Raw genomic sequence first — 18170 nt, forward strand, 5'->3', positions numbered from 1 at the left:
CTGCTTGACCGATTCGGGACGCTGTGGGGGCTGGCACCGCGGGTACGGTGCGAGGCGGCAAGCATTTCGACGCGATTGCAACCCTACTGGCCAAGTTCTTCATTGACGCCGGCTACCCGCCTGCGAGCATCCGGGTTAACAAATCTCAGGGCCTCGAACTCCCCGGCTACTACCGGCCACAGAAGCAGTGGGACGTCGTGGTCGTCCACGAGAATGTCCTTGTGGCGGCCTTCGAGTTGAAGGCCCTGGGTGGGCCCTCGTACAGCAATAACTACAACAACCGCGTCGAAGAAGCTCTGGGTAGCGCCGTCGATCTGCGCCGTGCGGCCCTGGCGGAACTGTTCCCGAAGGAGAAGCCCTGGCTCGGCTACTTTTTTTGTCATGCAAGACGGCGAGAAGTCCCGCACACCGGTCAGGACTGCCAAAGGCGCTCTGCCGGTCGACGACATCTGGCACGGCACCTCGTACCAGGACCGCTTCGGGATCTTCTGCCGGAGACTCGTCGATGAACAGCTGTACGAGGCCATCTGCTACGTGACGTCGTCGGGCGAGGACGCGATTCCGAAGGAACCGGTCGAAAGCCTCGATTGGCGTCACTTCTCCGCGGCCATAAATGCTCGCCTGACCTATCTGAAAGACCTAGGCCTTCCGGGGTAGTCGGGAAAGCTCGTAGTCGTCCTGCCGGCAGCGGCTCATCACCGAAGCCGAACGCGGCTGCTCCCGTCCGGGACTGCGCCACCGCCGCCTGCTGGTCCCTCTACTTCACAAAAGAGCCCATTCCTCGGGTCGTCTTGATGAGCCCTTCTTCCCTGAGGGCTACCAACGCCTTCTGTGCAGTGGCCTGGGCGATGCCGTAGTCCCTCGTGAGGGCAACTACAGAGGGCACACGGGCCCCGGAAGCCAGTGTGCCGGCCTCGATGTCGGCCTTGATCCTCTCGGCCACCTGTTCCCACCGCGGCCTTGTGTCATCCCACTCGATCATGATTCCGACCCTGGCACGGTGTAGAGCTGCTGGCGATCGGTGGAACTCTCAGGTGTTCTAGGGCATTCTATAGGTCAGGAAAAGAGCGGGTCCGAGGGCCTTACCCAGCCCCCGGACCCTGCGCCGGCACCTACGCGAAGGAGCTGCCGACAGTGAATGACCCTAACTGGTGCGACTTCCATAAGGGGCCCCAACGGTCCGTCCTCGTAGCGATCCAGGAGAGGGCGTCTAGTTGCAGCTTCGGCTACTACGCCTGTGCTCCCTGTCGCTCGGTCAAGAAGCTCAAGCCCCTCGTTGAGGAGAGTGAGAGCACCAAGGCCGTGAAGTGAGCCGCCGCGGGAAGCGGCCGGCACCCAAGCCGACTACGCCCAAGGAGGCTGGAGACGAGTGGGCACAGCACATCCGTCTCTGTTGGATCTGCCGCTATGGCACCCCCTGTGACACAGGGCTGGACCTGCGTAGGGCCTGGGAAAAGCTGGCGAACGAGGCCATGGACCTGATCTGGAAGCGCTGACGACCCCGGAGGCAAGACGGTGATGTGCGACTACTGCGACCGACCTATCAAGGCCGATGAGGAGTACGAGACGAGACCCAACTTCGGGGACAGCGGGGCTGGTTCAGAGATCATCCTGCACAAGGAGCCCTGCAAGCGCACCGAGGCGGCGCAACCTCTGACCTATACGAGGTAATGAGTTTCCCGCTCACTGGAAGAGGCGTCCATCCCCGGTCCGTCTCGACGGCGCCAGTGGGCGGGAAGGACACCAACAGAGGGCCCCGGCTTCGGTCGGGGCTCTTCTGCATTTCCGGCCTGCATGACCTCGTACACTGAGAGCTGAGGGCCCTCCCCACTTTCCTTGGGGAGGGCCCTCGTTGCTGTGCCAGAGAGATCAGGCGGAGAGAGCAGCCTGCCGGTAGCGGTAGGCGGTGCTCTCAGCAATCCCAAGAGCCTCTGCGAGGTTGCGACCGGTGATCTTCTCACCCCTGGCCTTCAGCGCCCGGCCAGCAGCCTTGACCTCATCCAGGCCAACCGCAGCCCGCGGGCTCTTCTGGCGGGGGCCCTCAGCAAGTCCAGCCTCGACCTCAGCGATAGTCCCATCGAAGTCGGCCGCTGCATTCTCAGCAACCTCGGCCAACACCCCGTGCTGGCGGACGATGGCCTGCCCCTTGCCAAGCAGGCCGGTCACCTCGTGAGAGATCGAGGTAGTCAGCTCCTCAGAGAGGTAGTCGATCATCTGACGGAGTTCGGCCTTCTCCTCGGAGGCCGTCATCACCTGAGAGGGAGTCTCTGCCATGTGCATCATGTGCGCGATGACCAGCGGCGGCACCGAGCTGACAGCCACGACCAGGAGGGCGCTGCTGCCCATGTAGCTCTGCTGGATCAGGTGAGAGATGGACTGGGCACAGATGGCCAGAGCGAGAGCCACCACGGCCCCAATGAGGGCCGTCACCTGGCCGGGGAGCTGAGCCTTCCTCCGGTAGGCCGCGATGGCAGCGGCAGCGAGGGCGTACACCGAGACGCAGATAGGCATGGCGGGGGCGTAGTGCGCAGACCATCCCGCCGTGCGAGCCATGGCGATCTCTCCGGGGATGGAGAGGTACAGGGCTGCCAGGCAGGCAGCAGGGATAGCGACCCTGAGGACGAGCTTCACGTACCAGGGAAGGGCAGAGCTGGACATGGAAGCGCCTTTCCGTCGTGTGGTGGTGGGTTACTTGCGGAGGAAGCTACGGACGTAGGCCGCGTTGTCGGCAGTGGCCTGCCGGGCTTCCTGGTGGGGGTCTGAGACCGGCTCACCGGTCAGGCGGGCCACAGCCCGCTGCATCTCGACCTCACAGCGGCGGCAAAGGTCCATTTCGACACCAGCGGGGAAGGGCGCTTCGCACTGCTGGCAGCAAGCGGCGTTGACCGGCTCCGGCATGGGTGCAGGTGCGGTCTCTTCGCCGGGCCGATTGTTCTTCAGCCGGTACGTCACCAGGGCAGCCGCGGACGTAATGCTGACAGGCAGAGCACGGGACAGGGCCTTGATCATCTGGGGCTCAGAGATGCCCTCAGAGAGCCACTGAGCGGCCTTAGGGGCCAACCGGGCGACTTCGGACAGGGTGAGCTTCAATCGGGGCTCTACGGAGCCCAGACGGCCGAGAGCGGCCACGGCAGTGGTGTGGGGGTTGGTCTCCTGGGGAGACTCCTCCCCCTCCTCGTTGCCGCCTACCTCGCAGCCTTCCGGCTGCTGCTGAACAGGCTCAGGGGAGGAGGTTTTTTCCTGAGGGTCATTTCCCTTGGGATAGCCGCCGACGGCCCGACCAGTCGCCTCACCGACCGTCGACATGCGGTCAGTTGGAGAGACCTCAGACTCCGGAGTGTCCGTGACAGTCGTGATGGTGACCCACCTGCCGGTCTCAGGGTCCTGGAGCTTGGTCCGGGAGACGTAGCCGGCCGCGATCAACTCATTCATGGCCCTGGAGACCGTGCGCCGGCCGTTGGGCACCTGGTCAGTGATCTTCTCGACCGTTGCCCCCGAACCATCGGGGAGGGAGAGGAGGCGAACGAGGAGGCCCACGGCCTCAAGGGAGAGGTTCCCGTGCCGCGCTATGGCGTTCGGGACCTGGACGTACTGACGCTGCAAACGCGTACGATGAATCCGCATCTGAAGATAGCCCTTCAGGTGTGTAGTAGCGCCCGGTTGCTGCCGGGCCTGCTGTTGCCCCTCAGGGATTGCCGTCCCTGGGGGGTCTTTGTTTTGCGGGGGAAACTTACAGGACGTTATGACAAACGTCCAATATCGTCACTCTCGGTAATAATTCTCGGAAGCCACGAAGGTGCGCCGACGCTTCGGAGGGCACCGCATCGACGCCTGAAACACCATCGGAAGAAACCCCTGGTCAGAGCGATGCAGACTCCGACTAGGAGTCACCACCAAGTCACCACGGGAACGCGTAACAGCGGGTTTCAACGGGGATGAACGAGGAGAGGCCAGATCCGTAGACCTGGCCTCTGAACTGGGGTTATGCGCCTTGACCAGCCACTTCAGCCGATCAAGGAATCAGGCATCACACGTTGAAGCGGAACTCCACCACGTCGCCGTCCTGCATCACGTACTCCTTGCCCTCCATGCGGGCCTTGCCCTTCGCGCGGGCCTCGGCGACCGAGCCCATCGTCACCAGGTCGTCGAAGGAGACGATCTCCGCCTTGATGAAGCCCTTCTGGAAGTCGGTGTGGATGACACCGGCCGCCTCGGGGGCCGTGGCGCCCTTCTTGATCGTCCAGGCTCGGGCTTCCTTCGGGCCTGCCGTGAGGTAGGTCTGCAGGCCCAGCGTGTCGAAGCCGACGCGGCCGAGGGTGGCCAGGCCGGGTTCTTCCTGGCCCATGGACTGGAGGAGCTCGAGGGCCTCGTCGTCGTCGAGCTCGATGAGCTCGGACTCGATCTTGGCATTGAGGAAGATCGCCTCGGCGGGGGCGACCAGGGCACGCTGTTCGTTCTTGAAGTCCTCGTCGACCAGCTCGTCCTCGTCGACGTTGAAGACGTAGAGGAAGGGCTTGGTGGTGAGGAGGTGCAGCTCGTGGAGGAGCTTGCCCTTCTCCGTGCCTGCGGTGATGCCCGCCGCGAAGAGCGTCTCGCCGGACTCCAGGATCTGCTGGGCCTCCTCGACCGCGGCGAGGACCGCGACCTTCTCCTTCTGGAGGCGGGACTCCTTCGTGAGGCGGGGGACGGCCTTCTCGATGGACTGGAGGTCGGCGAGGATCAGCTCGGTGTTGATCGTCTCGATGTCGTCCTTGGGCGAGACCTTGCCGTCGACGTGGACGACGTTCTCGTCCTTGAAGGCCCGGATGACCTGGCAGATGGCGTCCGACTCGCGAATGTTCGCGAGGAACTTGTTGCCCAGGCCCTCGCCCTCGCTCGCGCCGCGGACGATGCCCGCGATGTCGACGAAGTCGACGGTGGCCGGGAGCAGGCGCTGCGAGCCGAAGATCTCGGCCAGCTTGTTCAGACGGGCGTCCGGGACCCCGACGACGCCGACGTTCGGCTCGATCGTGGCGAACGGGTAGTTGGCCGCCAGCACGTCGTTCTTGGTCAGGGCGTTGAACAGGGTCGACTTGCCGACATTCGGCAGACCGACGATTCCGATCGTGAGCGACACGTTGGCGACTTCCTGGAGTAAGGACGGGTGGGCCGATTCTCCAGTTTACGGGCGGGGGCGAGCGGGTACTCACGCGTCCGGTCGGGGGCGGATGCGGTTCCCGTTCGACCATGTGGCATCGAACTCACCGCGAAGGTCACCCAAAGGGCGTGTCCAACCCCTCCTCCCTCCCACCTCGCGACCTACGTTGTCCCGGTGGAGCAGCCCAGAACACGTCCCCGTCAGCGCCGGCAGTCGTCGGAGCAGGCCCCACTGTCCCCGCAGAGCACCATCGACGAGGCCACCACCGTCTACCGGGTGGTGGCCACGCCGGACGGGCGGGCACGACGGGTGCCGCCCGCCCTGCTCGCGCTGCGCAGGCTGCCCAATCCGCGGCTGACCGGCATCGGTGCGGGACTGTTCGCCGCCGCCGTCATGTTCGCGCTGGCCTGCCTCGACTGGCTGCTGTTCGATGGTTCGTCGATCCTGTACGGGGTGCTGTTCCTGCCGGTCAGCGCACTGACGGCGCTCTGGGTGCGGCCCGCGGACCTGGTGACCGCACCGATCAGCGTGCCGATCGCGTTCGCCGTCGGTGTGATTCCGATCGCCGGTGGCACGGGCGGCTTCGGCGGGCAGACCATGGCGGTGGTCACGGCGCTCGCCGTCCATGCCGGCTGGCTGTACGGCGGCACGCTCATCGCCGGGGTCATCGCCTCCGTACGCAAGATCCGGCTGATGCGGCAGCGCCGGCGGCGGATGCGGTCGGCCGCGACGGCGGCTCGCCCCACCCGGCCTCCCCGGCGTCCAAGGTCCTGAGACCCGGGCCGGGACAGGGGCGCAGAGGGGCTACTTGCCTGCCGCCGCCATCGCCGCACCCACGATGCCCGCGTTGTTCTGCAGCTCGGCCGGCACCATCTCGGCCCGCACATGCTCGATCAGCGGCAGGAACTTGTCGGACTTTCGGCTGACTCCGCCGCCGATGATGAAGAGCTCGGGCGTGAACAGCATCTCCAGGTGCTCCAGGTACTTCTGCACCCGGTGCGCCCAGTGGTGCCAGCTCAGCTCCTCGTCCTCCTTGGCCTTGGTGGAGGCGTGCTTCTCCGCTTCGTGGCCGCCCAGCTCCAGATGGCCGAGCTCGGTGTTGGGTACGAGCTGCCCGTCGGTGAAGACCGCGCTGCCGATCCCCGTACCGAGCGTCAGCATGATCACGGTCCCCTTGCGGCCGCGCCCCGCGCCGAAGGCCATCTCGGCGATTCCCGCCGCGTCGGCATCGTTGAGGACGGTCACCGGAAGGCCCAGCTTCTCGCCGAGCAGCGTCCGGGCGTCATGGTCGATCCAGCCCTTGTCGACGTTGGCCGCGGTGCGGGTGATACCGCCCGTGACGACGCCCGGGAAGGTGATGCCGACCGGGCCCGACCAGTCGAAGTGGCCGACCACCTCGGCCACGCAGTCGGCCACGTCCTTGGGCGTGGCCGGCTGCGGTGTCAGTACTTTGTGGCGCTCCTGCGCCAGGTCTCCGCGGTCCAGGTCCACGGGAGCACCCTTGATCCCGGATCCGCCGATGTCCACGCCGAAGATCTGCATGCGATCCACCGTACGGGCTGGCGCCGCACCCCGCTCACCTTCCCGGAGCACGGGTCTCTCCCCCGGAGGGGAACGGAGGACTCACTCGGCGGTGAGTGCCGCCGCCTCTGCGCGCAGGTCCCGGCGGAGCTCCTTGGGCAGCGAGAAGGTGATCGACTCGTCGGCCGTCTTCACCGTCTCCACGTCTGCGTAGCCGCGCTCGGCCAGCCACTCCAGTACGCCGTCCACCAGCACGTCGGGAACCGAGGCACCGGAGGTGAGGCCGACCGTGGTGACACCTTCCAGCCAGGCCTCGTCGATCTCGCTCGCGAAGTCCACCAGGTGTGCCGTGGGGGCGCCCGCGTCGAGGGCGACCTCGACCATGCGGATCGAGTTCGAGGAGTTCTTGGAGCCGACGACGATGACCAGCTCGGCGTCCTCGGCGAGCTTCTTCACCGCGATCTGACGGTTCTGCGTGGCGTAGCAGATGTCGTCGCTGGGCGGCGAGACCAGCTGCGGGAACTTCTCCTTCAGCGCGTCCACCGTCTCCATCGTCTCGTCGACCGAGAGCGTGGTCTGGGAGAGCCAGACGACCTTCGACTCGTCGCGCACGGAGACACGGGCGACGTCCTCGGGGCCGTCGACCAGAGTGATGTGGTCCGGCGCCTCACCGCTCGTGCCGATGACTTCCTCGTGGCCCTCGTGGCCGATCAGGAGGATGTCGTAGTCCTCCTTGGCGAACCGGACGGCTTCCTTGTGGACCTTGGTCACCAGCGGGCACGTCGCGTCGATCGTGGCGAGCTTGCGCTCGGCGGCCTCGGCGTGCACGGTCGGCGCGACGCCGTGCGCGGAGAACATCACGATGGAGCCCTCGGGCACCTCCGCCGTGACGTCGACGAAGATCGCGCCCTTCTTCTCCAGGGTCTGCACGACGTACTTGTTGTGCACGATCTCGTGGCGGACGTAGATCGGGGCCCCGTACTGCTCCAGGGCCTTCTCGACGGCGATCACGGCACGGTCCACGCCCGCGCAGTAGCCACGGGGCGCGGCGAGCAGGACACGGCGGGCGTCACTGCGGCGCGTGGTGCCCGCACTCGGGGCGGCGGCGGGTGACGGGCTGGGCGTAGCAGTCATGCGTCCCATCGTAAGGCCGTACCGAACAGGCGAGGGTTCGGCCGGGTCGGGAGACTGAGCCGTACGCGACGTTCACCACGTGTACGCCCTGCAATGCCACGTATGCCACGTACGCGACCGTGTCCGCGCGACCGACGGAGGGTTCATGGCGGGCAGCAGTACGGCGGACCGGGCGACCCTGCGGCGGACACTCGGGTTCCGGGACCTGGTCGTCTACGGGCTGCTGTTCATCGCCCCCATGGCGCCCGTCGGCGTCTTCGGCACGCTCGACGCGAGATCGGACGGTGCGGTCGCGCTGGTGTATGTCGCGGCGACCGTCGTCATGGGTTTCACCGCGTTCAGTTACGCGCAGATGGTGCGGGTGGCCCCACTCGCGGGTTCGGTCTTCACGTATGCGCGCAAGGGACTCGGGGAAGGGCCCGGGTTCGTCGCCGGGTGGATGGCGATGCTCGACTATCTCCTGATTCCGGCGGTCGCCTATCTCTTCTCCGGGATCGCGATGAACTCGCTGGTCCCGGAGGTGTCGCGGTGGGTGTGGACTGCACTCGCGGTGGTCGTCACCACGCTGCTCAACCTCTGGGGTGTACGGGCTGCGGCGCGGGTCGGCTTCGCGGTGCTCGCGATGGAGGTCGTGGTGCTGCTGGTCTTCCTGGTGTCGGCGGTGGTGGTTCTCGTGCGGGACGGGGCGCAGCGCGGCTGGTGGACGCCGTTCACCGGTGACTCCGGCTTCTCCCTGGAGGCGGTACTGGGTGCGGTGTCGGTGGCCGTGCTCTCGTATCTGGGCTTCGACGCCATCGCCTCGTTCGCGGAGGAGGCCACCGGCGGCTCGGAGAAGGTGGCGCGGGCGCTGCTGTTCTGTCTGGTCCTCGCGGGGGTGCTGTTCGTGGCGCAGGGCTATCTGGCGGCGCTGCTGGAGCCGATGACGTCGGCGGATCTGGCCGCCGAACCGGGCAGGCAGGGGTCGGCGTTCTACGACACGGTCGACTTCGCGGTGGGCACGTGGCTGCACGACCTGGTGGCGGTCAGCAAGGCGATCGGGGCGGCGTTCGCGGCGCTGGCCGGGCAGGCGGCGGCAGGGCGGCTGCTGTTCGCCATGTCCAGGGAGCAGCGACTGCCCTCGCTGCTGGCCCGGGTCGACCCGCGGTCCGGAGTGCCGCGGGCCGCGATCCTGATCGCCGCGGCCGTGACGCTGGTGGCGGCGGTCTGGGCGGCCCGCCGCGACGACGGCCTCGACCATCTGGTGTCGGTCGTCGACATCGGTGCGCTGACGGCGTTCGTGCTGCTGCACGCGTCGGTGGTCGGCTGGTTCGCGGTACGCCGGATGGACGGACCGCCGAGCTGGTGGCGGCATGTGCTGGTGCCCGTGGTGGGTGCGGGAGTGCTGATCGCGGTGATCCTCAGCGCGACGACGAGCGCGCAGGTGGTGGGGGTCTGCTGGCTGGGGGTGGGGCTGGTGGTGCTGGCGATGCAGTGGGGGCGGGGACCGGCTGTGTAGGGCTGCCTCGTTGTCCGTGGTGGCGGATACGCTCGCTCGCATGGCTCTCAATACCTCCGCGGAAGCCCCGCTGCCCGTCGGCGAGGTGTCACGTCTCATCGGCGGATGGATCGACCGGCTCGGGGCCGTCTGGGTCGAGGGGCAGATCACCCAGCTGTCGCGGCGGCCGGGCGCCGGGGTGGTGTTCCTGACCCTGCGCGACCCGTCGCACGACATCTCGGTGAGCGTGACCTGCTTCCGGCAGGTCTTCGACCGGATCGCGGACGTGGTGACGGAGGGCGCCCGCGTCGTCGTCCTCGCCAAGCCCGAGTGGTACGCGCCCCGCGGTCAGCTGTCCCTGCGGGCCACGGAGATACGGCCGGTCGGCATCGGTGAGCTCCTGGTCCGGCTGGAGCTGCTGAAGAAGTCCCTGGCCGCCGAGGGGCTCTTCGCCCTGGACCGGAAGAAGCCGCTGCCGTTCCTGCCGCAGCTGATCGGCCTGGTCTGCGGGCGGGCGTCGGCGGCCGAGCGCGATGTGCTGGAGAACGCGCGGCGGCGCTGGCCCGCGGTGCGCTTCGAGGTGCGCAACACGGCGGTGCAGGGCGTGCACGCGGTGAACCAGGTGGTCCAGGCGGTGAAGGAGCTGGACGGCCTGCCGGATGTCGACGTGATCATCGTGGCGCGCGGTGGCGGCAGCGTGGAGGACCTGCTGCCGTTCTCGGACGAGCAGCTGATCCGTACGGTCGCCGACTGCCGCACGCCGGTGGTGTCCGCCATCGGGCACGAGCCCGACTCCCCCTTGCTCGATCTGGTCGCCGACCTGCGGGCGTCCACGCCCACGGACGCGGCGAAGAAGGTCGTGCCCGACGTGGGCGAGGAGCTGGACCGGGTGCAGCAGCTGCGGGACCGGGCGCTGCGGACCGTACAGGGGCTGCTCGACCGGGAGGAGCGGGGGCTGGCGCACGCGCTGGGCCGGCCCTCCATGCAGCAGCCGCTGCGGATGGTGGACGAGCGCGCGGCGGAGGTCGACGCACTCGTCGGGCGCAGCCGCCGGGTGCTGGGGCACCTGCTGGACCGGGCGGACTCGGAGCTCGCCCACACCCGGGCGCGGGTCGTCGCGCTGTCGCCGGCGGCGACGCTGGAGCGCGGGTATGCCGTGCTGCAGCGGCCGGACGGTCATGTGGTCCGCTCCCCCGCGGACGCCGGGGCGCCGGGCGACGAGCTGCGGGCGCGGGTGTCGGAGGGCGAGTTCACCGTGCGGGTGGCCGAGTGAGCCCGTGCGGCGCCCCTTTTTCCCTTCGCCCGGACCTGGCCCTCCCTCCGCCCCGGACCGGCTTTTCCTTCGCCCGGACCCGGTGCAGCCGCGGACGCGGTTCGGACCTGGCTGTCGTAGCTCACACATAGGGTGGATCACATGACGGACGACGCGACAACGGCAGCTGCCGCCACGGACACGCTCGGCTACGAGCAGGCGCGCGACGAGCTGATCGAGGTTGTACGGCGCCTGGAGGCCGGCGGCACGACGCTGGAGGAGTCCCTCGCGCTGTGGGAGCGGGGCGAGGAGCTGGCCAAGGTCTGCCGACGCTGGCTGGAAGGGGCCCGGGCCCGCCTGGACGAGGCCCTCGCCCAGCCCGGGACGGACCAGCAGGACGACGCCGGGTGACTCCCGAGCGGTAGAGATCGGGGCGGGCCGGTCCGCCCGGCCCGGAATGGATCCGAGCGCGCGGCGGTTGTGGGCCTCGTCGGAAATCGTGGCGGCCCTGCCCGTCATCCACGCACACGTCTGTGGAGTGGATCACTCAGGTCAGCTTTTAGTTGAAAGTTAACCAATCTGTCGGTTACGGTCGCCGTATCGCTTGATCCCCATTCGCCCGGAAGGTAATGCAAGATGTCCCTCGCTCTTGACCCCGCCGCCCAGGACCTCCTCTTCCGTGAGGCCCGCACCGCCAACACCTTCACCGACGAGCCGGTCTCCGAGGAGCAGGTCCAGGCGATATACGACCTGGTCAAGTACGGCCCCACGGCCTTCAACCAGTCGCCGCTGCGTGTTGTCCTGGTCCGCTCCGACGACGCCCGCGCGCGCCTCGTGAGCCACATGGCGGAGGGCAACCAGCCGAAGACCTCCACCGCCCCGCTGGTCGCGATCCTGGCCGCCGACAACGAGTTCCACGAGGAGCTCCCGGCGCTGTTCCCGCACTTCCCGCAGGCCAAGGACGCGTTCTTCTCCGAGCGCCCGGTCCGCGAGTCGGCCGCCGCCCTGAACGCCGCCCTGCAGGCCGCGTACTTCATCATCGGCGTCCGCGCCGCCGGCCTGGCCGCCGGCCCGATGACCGGCTTCGACGCCGCGGGCATCGAGAAGGAGTTCCTCGACGCCGACCACAGCCTGCTGATGGTCGTCAACATCGGCAAGCCGGGCGAGGACGCATGGTTCCCGCGTTCGCCGCGTCTCGCCTACGACGAGGTCGTCAAGACCGTCTGATCCACCCGGTCGTACGGAGAAGGCCCCCGGAACACCAAGTGCTCCGGGGGCCTTCTCCGTATGCCGTACGCCTGGCTCAGGACGTCTTGAGCGCGGCGGCCATCTCCGCCAGCCGCTGCGTCGAGGCCGAGCCCGTGACGACCGTGGTCGCGCCGTCGTCGTGGCGCACCAGGGCGTCGTACTTCGGGCCCTTCCAGTGCTGCCAGGTCTCGCCCGCGACCTGCTGCGTGCGCCCGGTGTTCTTCGCGTCCTGACTGACCTCGGACACGTACTTCTTCGCCGGGGACGTGGACTGCTCCACCGCGACGTACTTGCCGTCCGGGTCGAGGAAGCCCAGGTGCCAGCCGTTGCCCGACTGGCGCTCGTAGCTGACCGAGGTGGGCTTCCAGTCCTTGGACAGACCGGCCGGAGCGGCCACCGGATACGGCGCCGCACGCCGCGCCGTCAGAAGCTCCACCCGGTAGTCGACCGCCTTGACCGGGTTGGCCTTGTCGTCGTGCGGTACGAAAATGTAGACACCCCCGGCGACGGCCGAGATCACCGCCATCGACAGGAACATGTCCCGCACTGTCTGCTTGCCTCGCTTGCTTGCCACGGGTCCATGTTCGCATTACGCCCGACGGCCCCGACCGAGGGGCGGCCACCCATGACAACCGGCCGGCGAGGCCGCTCATACGTGACCCGGTCTGCTCATTTTGTCGACCTGACGATAGAGTCACAGCACCCTCTTCCGGTCGTCGCCGTACAGAAAGGTGCGTTCCGATGTCCGAGCATCACCTGCCGTCACAACTAGAGGTCTCCCCGGAGGCCCCCGACCGCAACCTGGCGCTGGAGCTGGTCCGGGTCACCGAGGCCGCCGCCATGGCTGCCGGGCGCTGGGTCGGCCGCGGTGACAAGATCGGTGCCGACGGCGCCGCCGTGAAGGCCATGCGGACCCTCGTCTCCACCGTCTCGATGAACGGCGTCGTCGTCATCGGTGAGGGCGAGAAGGACGAAGCACCCATGCTCTTCAACGGCGAGCGGGTCGGTGACGGCACCGGCGCCGAGGTCGACATCGCCGTGGACCCGATCGACGGCACGACCCTGAACGCCAAGGGCATGCCGAACGCGATCGCCGTGCTGGCCGCCGCCGACCGCGGCACCATGTTCGACCCGTCCGCGGTCTTCTACATGGACAAGCTGGTGACCGGCCCCGAGGCCGCCGACTTCGTGGACATCAACGCCCCGGTCTCGGTGAACATCCGCCGGGTCGCGAAGGCGAAGAACTCCGCCCCCGAGGACGTCACCGTCGTCATCCTGGACCGCCCGCGCCACGAGGGCATCGTCAAGGAGATCCGGGAGACCGGAGCCCGGATCAAGTTCATCACCGACGGCGACGTCGCCGGCTCGATCATGGCCGCCCGTGAGGGCACCGGCGTCGACCTGCTGATGGGCATCGGCGGCACCCCCGAGGGCATCATCTCGGCCTGCGCCATAAAGTGCCTCGGCGGTGTCATCCAGGGCAAGCTCTGGCCGAAGGACGAGGCGGAGCGGCAGCGCGCCCTGGACGCCGGGCACGACCTCGACCGGGTGCTGTCCACCGACGACCTGGTCAGCGGCGACAACGTGTTCTTCGTCGCGACCGGCATCACGGACGGCGAGCTGATGCGCGGCGTGCGGTACCGCAGCGAGACGGCGACCACCGAGTCGATCGTGATGCGGTCCAAGTCCGGCACGATCCGCAAGATCGACTCGACCCACCGGCTGTCGAAGCTGCGCGCCTACAGCGCGATCGACTTCGACCGCGCGAAGTAGACCGCGCGAGGCAGCCCGCCGCGGCAGGAGCCGTGCCGGGCCGGTGACGCGCAGCGGCGACACACGGCATTCCGTGCGGAGCCGTCGGAACGCGAAGAGGCGCCCCCCATGTGCGGTGGGGGCGCCTCTTCGCGTCGGCGCAGGGCTGCCGGGCCGGCGCCGGCCCGGGGCCGTCGGTTCGGAAGTACGGGCCGGTCAGCCGGCTGCCGCGATGTGGTCGGCCGAGGCGGCCGCCTTTAGCTCCACCTCGCGCCGCCTGCGGCGGGCGAGCACCACACGGCGCTCGGCGGCCGTGAGGCCGCCCCACACCCCGTACGGTTCAGGCTGCACCAAGGCGTGTTCCCGGCATTCGACCATCACCGGACAGCGCGCGCAGACCCGCTTCGCGGACTCCTCGCGGGACAGTCGGGCAGCAGTCGGCTCCTTCGACGGGGCGAAGAACAGCCCGGCTTCGTCCCGGCGGCACACCGCCTCCGAGTGCCAGGGGCCGGCCTGGTCCTCCCGAGCAGGAGTGCCCTGCGTGGGAACGGCGGCGACCTGCAGGGGCTGATGCGGCAGTTGCAGCACGGTCTACTCCTGACGACGGCTTCGCGAGCGAGAGACGATGCAGCACTCCCTACCCGCTGTGCGTGCGCCTAAGCACTGAGTTCCGGGTGACGGAATTGCGGTCGACCGGAATTTTGGCCGGATCCGGGCCGTGCGGACCGCTGCGAACCGGTGCGGCTTCAGCGGCCGAGGTGTTTGCGCAGCTGGTTGTGGAGATCCGTAATAAGTTTCCCGCGCTTCGGCTTTGCCTCGACGTTCCCGAAGACGGAATAGCCGTTGACGACGATCACCGGGGCTTCCGGGTCCGCGGATTCCAGTGTGACGACTTCGAAATTGCCGAAGACGCCCGTACCGCTGCCGCGCAGCGAGATGTTCTCCGGGACCTTGATCTCGACGCTGCCGAAGATGGAGGTCGCGTTGATGACGGTGAGCCTCTGGCTGAAAAGCGCCTCGGTCAGATTGATCTCCACGCTGCCGAAGAGCGCGAAGGCGTTCGTACGGCCACCGACCCGCCAGCGGCCCTTACGGGTCGAGCTGCTGAAGATCGCCACCAGGTTGTCGGCCGGGCCCGCGGGGGCCTCGGGGCCGTACGCGTACGGCGTGGCGGAGGACGGCCGGGTGGCGCCGCCGGGGGTCGGCAGGTCCCGTACCAGCGGCTCGAGTTCGCCGACGGTCTTGGCGCGGTAGACGGCGTCGACCCGCTCGGCGTGCTCCTCGGCGGTCAGCCGGCCCTCGGCCATGGCCTCCCGCAGGATGTCCGCGATCCGGTCGCGGTCTGCGTCGGAGGCGCGGATGCCGGCGGGCGCGGGTGGCGCCGGGGCTGCGGGCTGCTGAGGGTGCTTTTCGAGGTCCACCGGCCCAGCGTACCCAAACGCGATAGATCGCGACTAGGGCCTTTCGTTTGGATCAGGCTGGATCAGGGAGCGGGGTCTGGTGCGTGCAGCTGCAAGGCGGAGGAAGGAGCCCACGCGGAGCGTCGGCAACTGACGACAACGCGGCAGATGTGCGTGCCGGACCCCGCGAGCCCAGCATGATCCGAACGAAAGGCCCCGGGGCCTGTCCGGTGGATCAGGGCCGGACAGGACCCGGGGTCCGCTCCGAGCCGATCGGTGCGGGACGGTGCGCCATGCGCCGTTCGAACTGAGCCTTACCTCACAGGTTCGGCCCGCTTGCGGCGTTCTACCCTGGTGGGTGCGCTGCCCAAGGGTGGTCAGCCGCTGTCGCCGAGTGAGGAATGGCCGTAATGCCAGAGTTTGCGTACTCCGATCTGCTCCCGCTGGGAGAGGACACCACGCCGTACCGGCTGGTGACCGCCGAGGGCGTCTCGACCTTCGAGGCCGACGGCCGTACGTTCCTCAAGGTCGACCCGGAGGCGCTGCGCACCCTGGCCGCCGAGGCGATGCACGACATCTCGCACTATCTGCGCCCCGCACACCTGGCGCAGCTGCGGCGGATCGTCGACGACCCCGAGGCGTCGTCCAACGACAAGTTCGTCGCGCTCGACCTGCTGAAGAACGCGAACATCGCCGCCGCGGGCGTCCTTCCCATGTGCCAGGACACCGGCACCGCGATCGTCATGGGCAAGCGCGGGCAGAACGTGCTGACCGAGGGCGGTGACGAGGAGGCCCTGTCGCACGGCATCTTCGACGCGTACACGAAACTCAACCTGCGCTACTCGCAGATGGCCCCGCTGACCATGTGGGACGAGAAGAACACCGGCTCGAACCTGCCGGCCCAGATCGAGCTGTACGCCACCGACGGCGGCGCGTACAAGTTCCTCTTCATGGCGAAGGGCGGCGGCTCGGCCAACAAGTCGTTCCTCTTCCAGGAGACGAAGGCCGTCCTGAACGAGGCCTCCATGATGAAGTTCCTGGAGGAGAAGATCCGTTCGCTGGGCACCGCGGCCTGCCCGCCGTACCACCTGGCGATCGTCGTCGGCGGTACGTCTGCCGAGTTCGCGCTGAAGACCGCGAAGTACGCCTCCGCGCACTACCTGGACGAGCTGCCCGCCGAGGGCTCCCCGACCGGTCACGGCTTCCGGGACAAGGAGCTGGAGGAGAAGGTCTTCGAGCTGACGCAGAAGATCGGGATCGGTGCGCAGTTCGGCGGCAAGTACTTCTGTCACGACGTGCGCGTGGTGCGCCTGCCGCGGCACGGCGCCTCGCTGCCCGTCGCGATCGCCGTGTCGTGCTCGGCGGACCGCCAGGCCACCGCGAAGATCACCGCCGAGGGTGTCTTCCTGGAGCAGCTGGAGAAGGACCCGGCGCGCTTCCTGCCGGACACCACGGAGGAGCACCTCGACGAGGCGGGTGACGTCGTCGAGATCGACCTGAACCGGCCGATGGACGACATCCTTGCCGAGCTGACCAAGTACCCGGTCAAGACCCGGCTCTCGCTGACCGGTCCGCTGGTCGTGGCGCGCGACATCGCGCACGCCAAGATCAAGGAGCGGCTGGACGCGGGCGAGGAGATGCCGCAGTACCTCAAGGACCACCCGGTCTACTACGCGGGCCCGGCGAAGACGCCCGAGGGTTACGCCTCCGGTTCCTTCGGCCCGACGACGGCCGGCCGCATGGACAGCTATGTCGCACAGTTCCAGGCGGCGGGCGGCTCCAAGGTGATGCTCGCCAAGGGCAACCGGTCCAAGCAGGTCACCGACGCGTGCGACGCGCACGGCGGCTTCTACCTCGGTTCGATCGGCGGCCCGGCGGCGCGCCTCGCCCAGGACTGCATCAAGAAGGTAGAGGTCGTCGAGTACGAGGAGCTCGGCATGGAGGCGGTCTGGAGGATCGAGGTCGAGGACTTCCCGGCGTTCATCGTCGTCGACGACAAGGGCAGCGACTTCTTCACCGAGCCCGCCCCGGCACCGACGTTCACCAGCATTCCGGTGCGGGGTCCCGGTCTCGCCTGATCACTTCGTGCATACCTGCCCGCGGGGGCGTTCCGGTTCCGGCCGGGGCGCCCCCGCGGTGCGTCCGTGCCGCTTCGCTCAGGGCTCCAGCAGCCCCGACGTCGCCAGCAGATAGCCGAGTTGGGCGCGGCTGTTGCTGCCCAGTTGTTCCGAGACCTTCCGCATGTGTTCGGCCACGCTGCGCCGGCTCATGCCGAGCCGGCGGGCGATCGACGCGTCCGTCTCACCACCCACGACGGCCAGCAGAATGGTGCGCTGGAGGTCGGACATGATGACCGAGGAGCGCAGCGGCGCGCCGTCGGGGCGGATCGGGACGGAGCGGGACCAGGCGTTGTCGAATTGCCGGACCACCATGCTGACCAGGGCCGGGTGCTGGACCCGCAGCGCCATGTGCGGCTCGTCGGGGACGGGTACGAACGCGATCTCCCGGTCGCAGACGATGACCCGGTCGACGACTTCGGCGACCGTCCGTACCTCGGCTCCGGCCGACGTCACCTGCTCGATGTAGGAGAGCGTCGCCCGGTGCGAGCGGACGGTGTGCTGGTAGATCGTCCGCTGCCGCACTCCGCGCCGCAGCATCCGCAGGTCGCGGGACAGTGCCTCGCCGAGGGCGTGCGAGGGGCGGCCGCCACCGGGCTGTGCGGTGAGCAGCTCCTCCCGGCAACTGCCCACGGCCGCGTCAAGTGCCTTGCTGATGACGGCTCTTCCGACGAGCCGGGTGAGAACGGGCTGTTCGAGCCGGTGCACTTCCGCGTACAGCCCCTCGAACGCGGCGAGACTGGCGCGGACCGCGCGCAGGTTGCGGCGTTGCTGGACGATCGCCTCCTCGATGGGGCCGAGCGCGGCGAACGACGCCGTCTCCGGCGGCACGGGGATCAGCGAACCCGGTGCGTCCCGGTCCGTCACCACCAGCTGCAGGGCCCGTAGACAGGGGGGCGCCCCGTCCTGCGGAAGACTTCCCTCCGTGAGCGCGCGCCGGTACGCCGCCAAGGCCGTCTCGCAGGGACGGTCGGGCGACGATTCGCGGCAATCACATGCCCGTGGGCCGGATTGATCGTCCTTCACAAGTATGCAGATTACATTTGTGCAAACGGCTCGACATCGGGGGTCGTGGTTGCTCGACGAGTATGTCCGGGTGAAGCTCGGCATCGACCAGACCAACAGCCATTCCGAC

At 68.3% G+C, this 18170-nt stretch carries 18 protein-coding genes and 1 pseudogene; 9 read left to right on the forward strand and 10 right to left on the reverse strand.

Annotation, left to right across the window (positions count from 1 at the left end; translation table 11 throughout):
* Positions 1-47 precede the first annotated feature (47 nt).
* A pseudogene (locus tag ACFYP5_RS02300) lies at positions 48-305 on the forward strand (PaeR7I family type II restriction endonuclease); the annotation flags it as partial.
* Between the two features lie 76 nt (positions 306-381).
* Positions 382-657 carry a PaeR7I family type II restriction endonuclease gene (locus ACFYP5_RS02305; RefSeq protein ID WP_389029427.1) on the forward strand — a complete coding sequence of 92 codons (276 nt, stop codon included), beginning with the start codon at positions 382-384 and terminating at the stop codon, positions 655-657.
* Between the two features lie 100 nt (positions 658-757).
* Here ACFYP5_RS02305 and ACFYP5_RS02310 read toward each other — a convergent pair whose 3' ends face one another.
* The 4 genes from ACFYP5_RS02310 to ychF all read right to left on the reverse strand — a co-directional run bounded on the left by ACFYP5_RS02310 (position 758) and on the right by ychF (position 5116).
* Positions 758-982 carry a GntR family transcriptional regulator gene (locus ACFYP5_RS02310; protein WP_389029430.1) on the reverse strand — a complete coding sequence of 75 codons (225 nt, stop codon included), beginning with the start codon at positions 980-982 and terminating at the stop codon, positions 758-760.
* 887 nt (positions 983-1869) lie between these two features.
* Positions 1870-2658, reverse strand: a complete 789-nt coding sequence (locus tag ACFYP5_RS02315; protein WP_389029433.1) for a hypothetical protein — start codon at positions 2656-2658, stop codon at positions 1870-1872.
* A 30-nt stretch (positions 2659-2688) separates the two neighbouring features.
* Complete coding sequence (locus ACFYP5_RS02320; RefSeq protein WP_389029436.1) at positions 2689-3603, reverse strand: hypothetical protein; 915 nt, start codon at positions 3601-3603, stop codon at positions 2689-2691.
* Positions 3604-4027: 424 nt separating this feature from the next.
* The gene (ychF, locus tag ACFYP5_RS02325) at positions 4028-5116 is read right to left on the reverse strand and encodes a redox-regulated ATPase YchF (protein ID WP_267002370.1); all 1089 of its coding nucleotides are present in this window, start codon (positions 5114-5116) and stop codon (positions 4028-4030) included.
* Positions 5117-5311: 195 nt separating this feature from the next.
* Between ychF and ACFYP5_RS02330 the strand changes: the two genes are divergently transcribed.
* Positions 5312-5911: a DUF6542 domain-containing protein gene (locus ACFYP5_RS02330; protein WP_389029440.1), complete on the forward strand. Its 600-nt coding sequence runs from the start codon at positions 5312-5314 to the stop codon at positions 5909-5911.
* A gap of 30 nt (positions 5912-5941) precedes the next feature.
* On the opposite strand, the gene ppgK is transcribed toward ACFYP5_RS02330, so the two are convergent.
* Positions 5942-6679 (reverse strand): polyphosphate--glucose phosphotransferase, encoded by a 738-nt coding sequence (ppgK, locus tag ACFYP5_RS02335; RefSeq protein WP_389029443.1) that lies wholly within the window; start codon positions 6677-6679, stop codon positions 5942-5944.
* Between the two features lie 81 nt (positions 6680-6760).
* Positions 6761-7801 (reverse strand): 4-hydroxy-3-methylbut-2-enyl diphosphate reductase, encoded by a 1041-nt coding sequence (locus ACFYP5_RS02340; protein WP_389029446.1) that lies wholly within the window; start codon positions 7799-7801, stop codon positions 6761-6763.
* 136 nt (positions 7802-7937) lie between these two features.
* On the opposite strand from ACFYP5_RS02340, the gene ACFYP5_RS02345 reads away from it, so the two are divergent.
* The 4 genes from ACFYP5_RS02345 to ACFYP5_RS02360 all read left to right on the forward strand — a co-directional run bounded on the left by ACFYP5_RS02345 (position 7938) and on the right by ACFYP5_RS02360 (position 11745).
* Positions 7938-9287, forward strand: a complete 1350-nt coding sequence (locus ACFYP5_RS02345; RefSeq protein WP_389029449.1) for an APC family permease — start codon at positions 7938-7940, stop codon at positions 9285-9287.
* A gap of 40 nt (positions 9288-9327) precedes the next feature.
* Positions 9328-10539, forward strand: coding sequence for an exodeoxyribonuclease VII large subunit (xseA, locus tag ACFYP5_RS02350; RefSeq protein ID WP_389029452.1), 1212 nt, complete (start codon positions 9328-9330; stop codon positions 10537-10539).
* Between the two features lie 141 nt (positions 10540-10680).
* Positions 10681-10929, forward strand: a complete 249-nt coding sequence (locus ACFYP5_RS02355) for an exodeoxyribonuclease VII small subunit (protein WP_389029455.1) — start codon at positions 10681-10683, stop codon at positions 10927-10929.
* Positions 10930-11154: 225 nt separating this feature from the next.
* A complete protein-coding gene (locus tag ACFYP5_RS02360; RefSeq protein ID WP_389029458.1) occupies positions 11155-11745 on the forward strand; it encodes a malonic semialdehyde reductase in 591 nt (196 codons plus the stop codon).
* 76 nt (positions 11746-11821) lie between these two features.
* Here the strand turns inward: ACFYP5_RS02360 and ACFYP5_RS02365 are convergent, their stop codons facing one another.
* Complete coding sequence (locus tag ACFYP5_RS02365; RefSeq protein WP_352300936.1) at positions 11822-12340, reverse strand: DUF4245 domain-containing protein; 519 nt, start codon at positions 12338-12340, stop codon at positions 11822-11824.
* Positions 12341-12507: 167 nt separating this feature from the next.
* Between ACFYP5_RS02365 and glpX the strand changes: the two genes are divergently transcribed.
* Positions 12508-13539: a class II fructose-bisphosphatase gene (gene glpX / locus ACFYP5_RS02370; protein WP_030915070.1), complete on the forward strand. Its 1032-nt coding sequence runs from the start codon at positions 12508-12510 to the stop codon at positions 13537-13539.
* A 195-nt stretch (positions 13540-13734) separates the two neighbouring features.
* On the opposite strand, the gene ACFYP5_RS02375 is transcribed toward glpX, so the two are convergent.
* On the reverse strand, positions 13735-14106 hold the full coding sequence (locus tag ACFYP5_RS02375) for a WhiB family transcriptional regulator (protein ID WP_030915067.1): 372 nt from the start codon (positions 14104-14106) through the stop codon (positions 13735-13737).
* Positions 14107-14264: 158 nt separating this feature from the next.
* Positions 14265-14939, reverse strand: coding sequence for a DUF1707 domain-containing protein (locus tag ACFYP5_RS02380; RefSeq protein WP_389029462.1), 675 nt, complete (start codon positions 14937-14939; stop codon positions 14265-14267).
* A 389-nt stretch (positions 14940-15328) separates the two neighbouring features.
* Between ACFYP5_RS02380 and ACFYP5_RS02385 the strand changes: the two genes are divergently transcribed.
* Positions 15329-16996, forward strand: coding sequence for a fumarate hydratase (locus tag ACFYP5_RS02385; protein WP_389029464.1), 1668 nt, complete (start codon positions 15329-15331; stop codon positions 16994-16996).
* A gap of 78 nt (positions 16997-17074) precedes the next feature.
* Here the strand turns inward: ACFYP5_RS02385 and ACFYP5_RS02390 are convergent, their stop codons facing one another.
* Positions 17075-18061, reverse strand: coding sequence for a LuxR C-terminal-related transcriptional regulator (locus ACFYP5_RS02390; protein ID WP_389029467.1), 987 nt, complete (start codon positions 18059-18061; stop codon positions 17075-17077).
* Positions 18062-18170: the final 109 nt, after the last annotated feature.

Source organism: Streptomyces sp. NPDC005262 (assembly GCF_042872425.1).
Classification (GTDB): domain Bacteria; phylum Actinomycetota; class Actinomycetes; order Streptomycetales; family Streptomycetaceae; genus Streptomyces.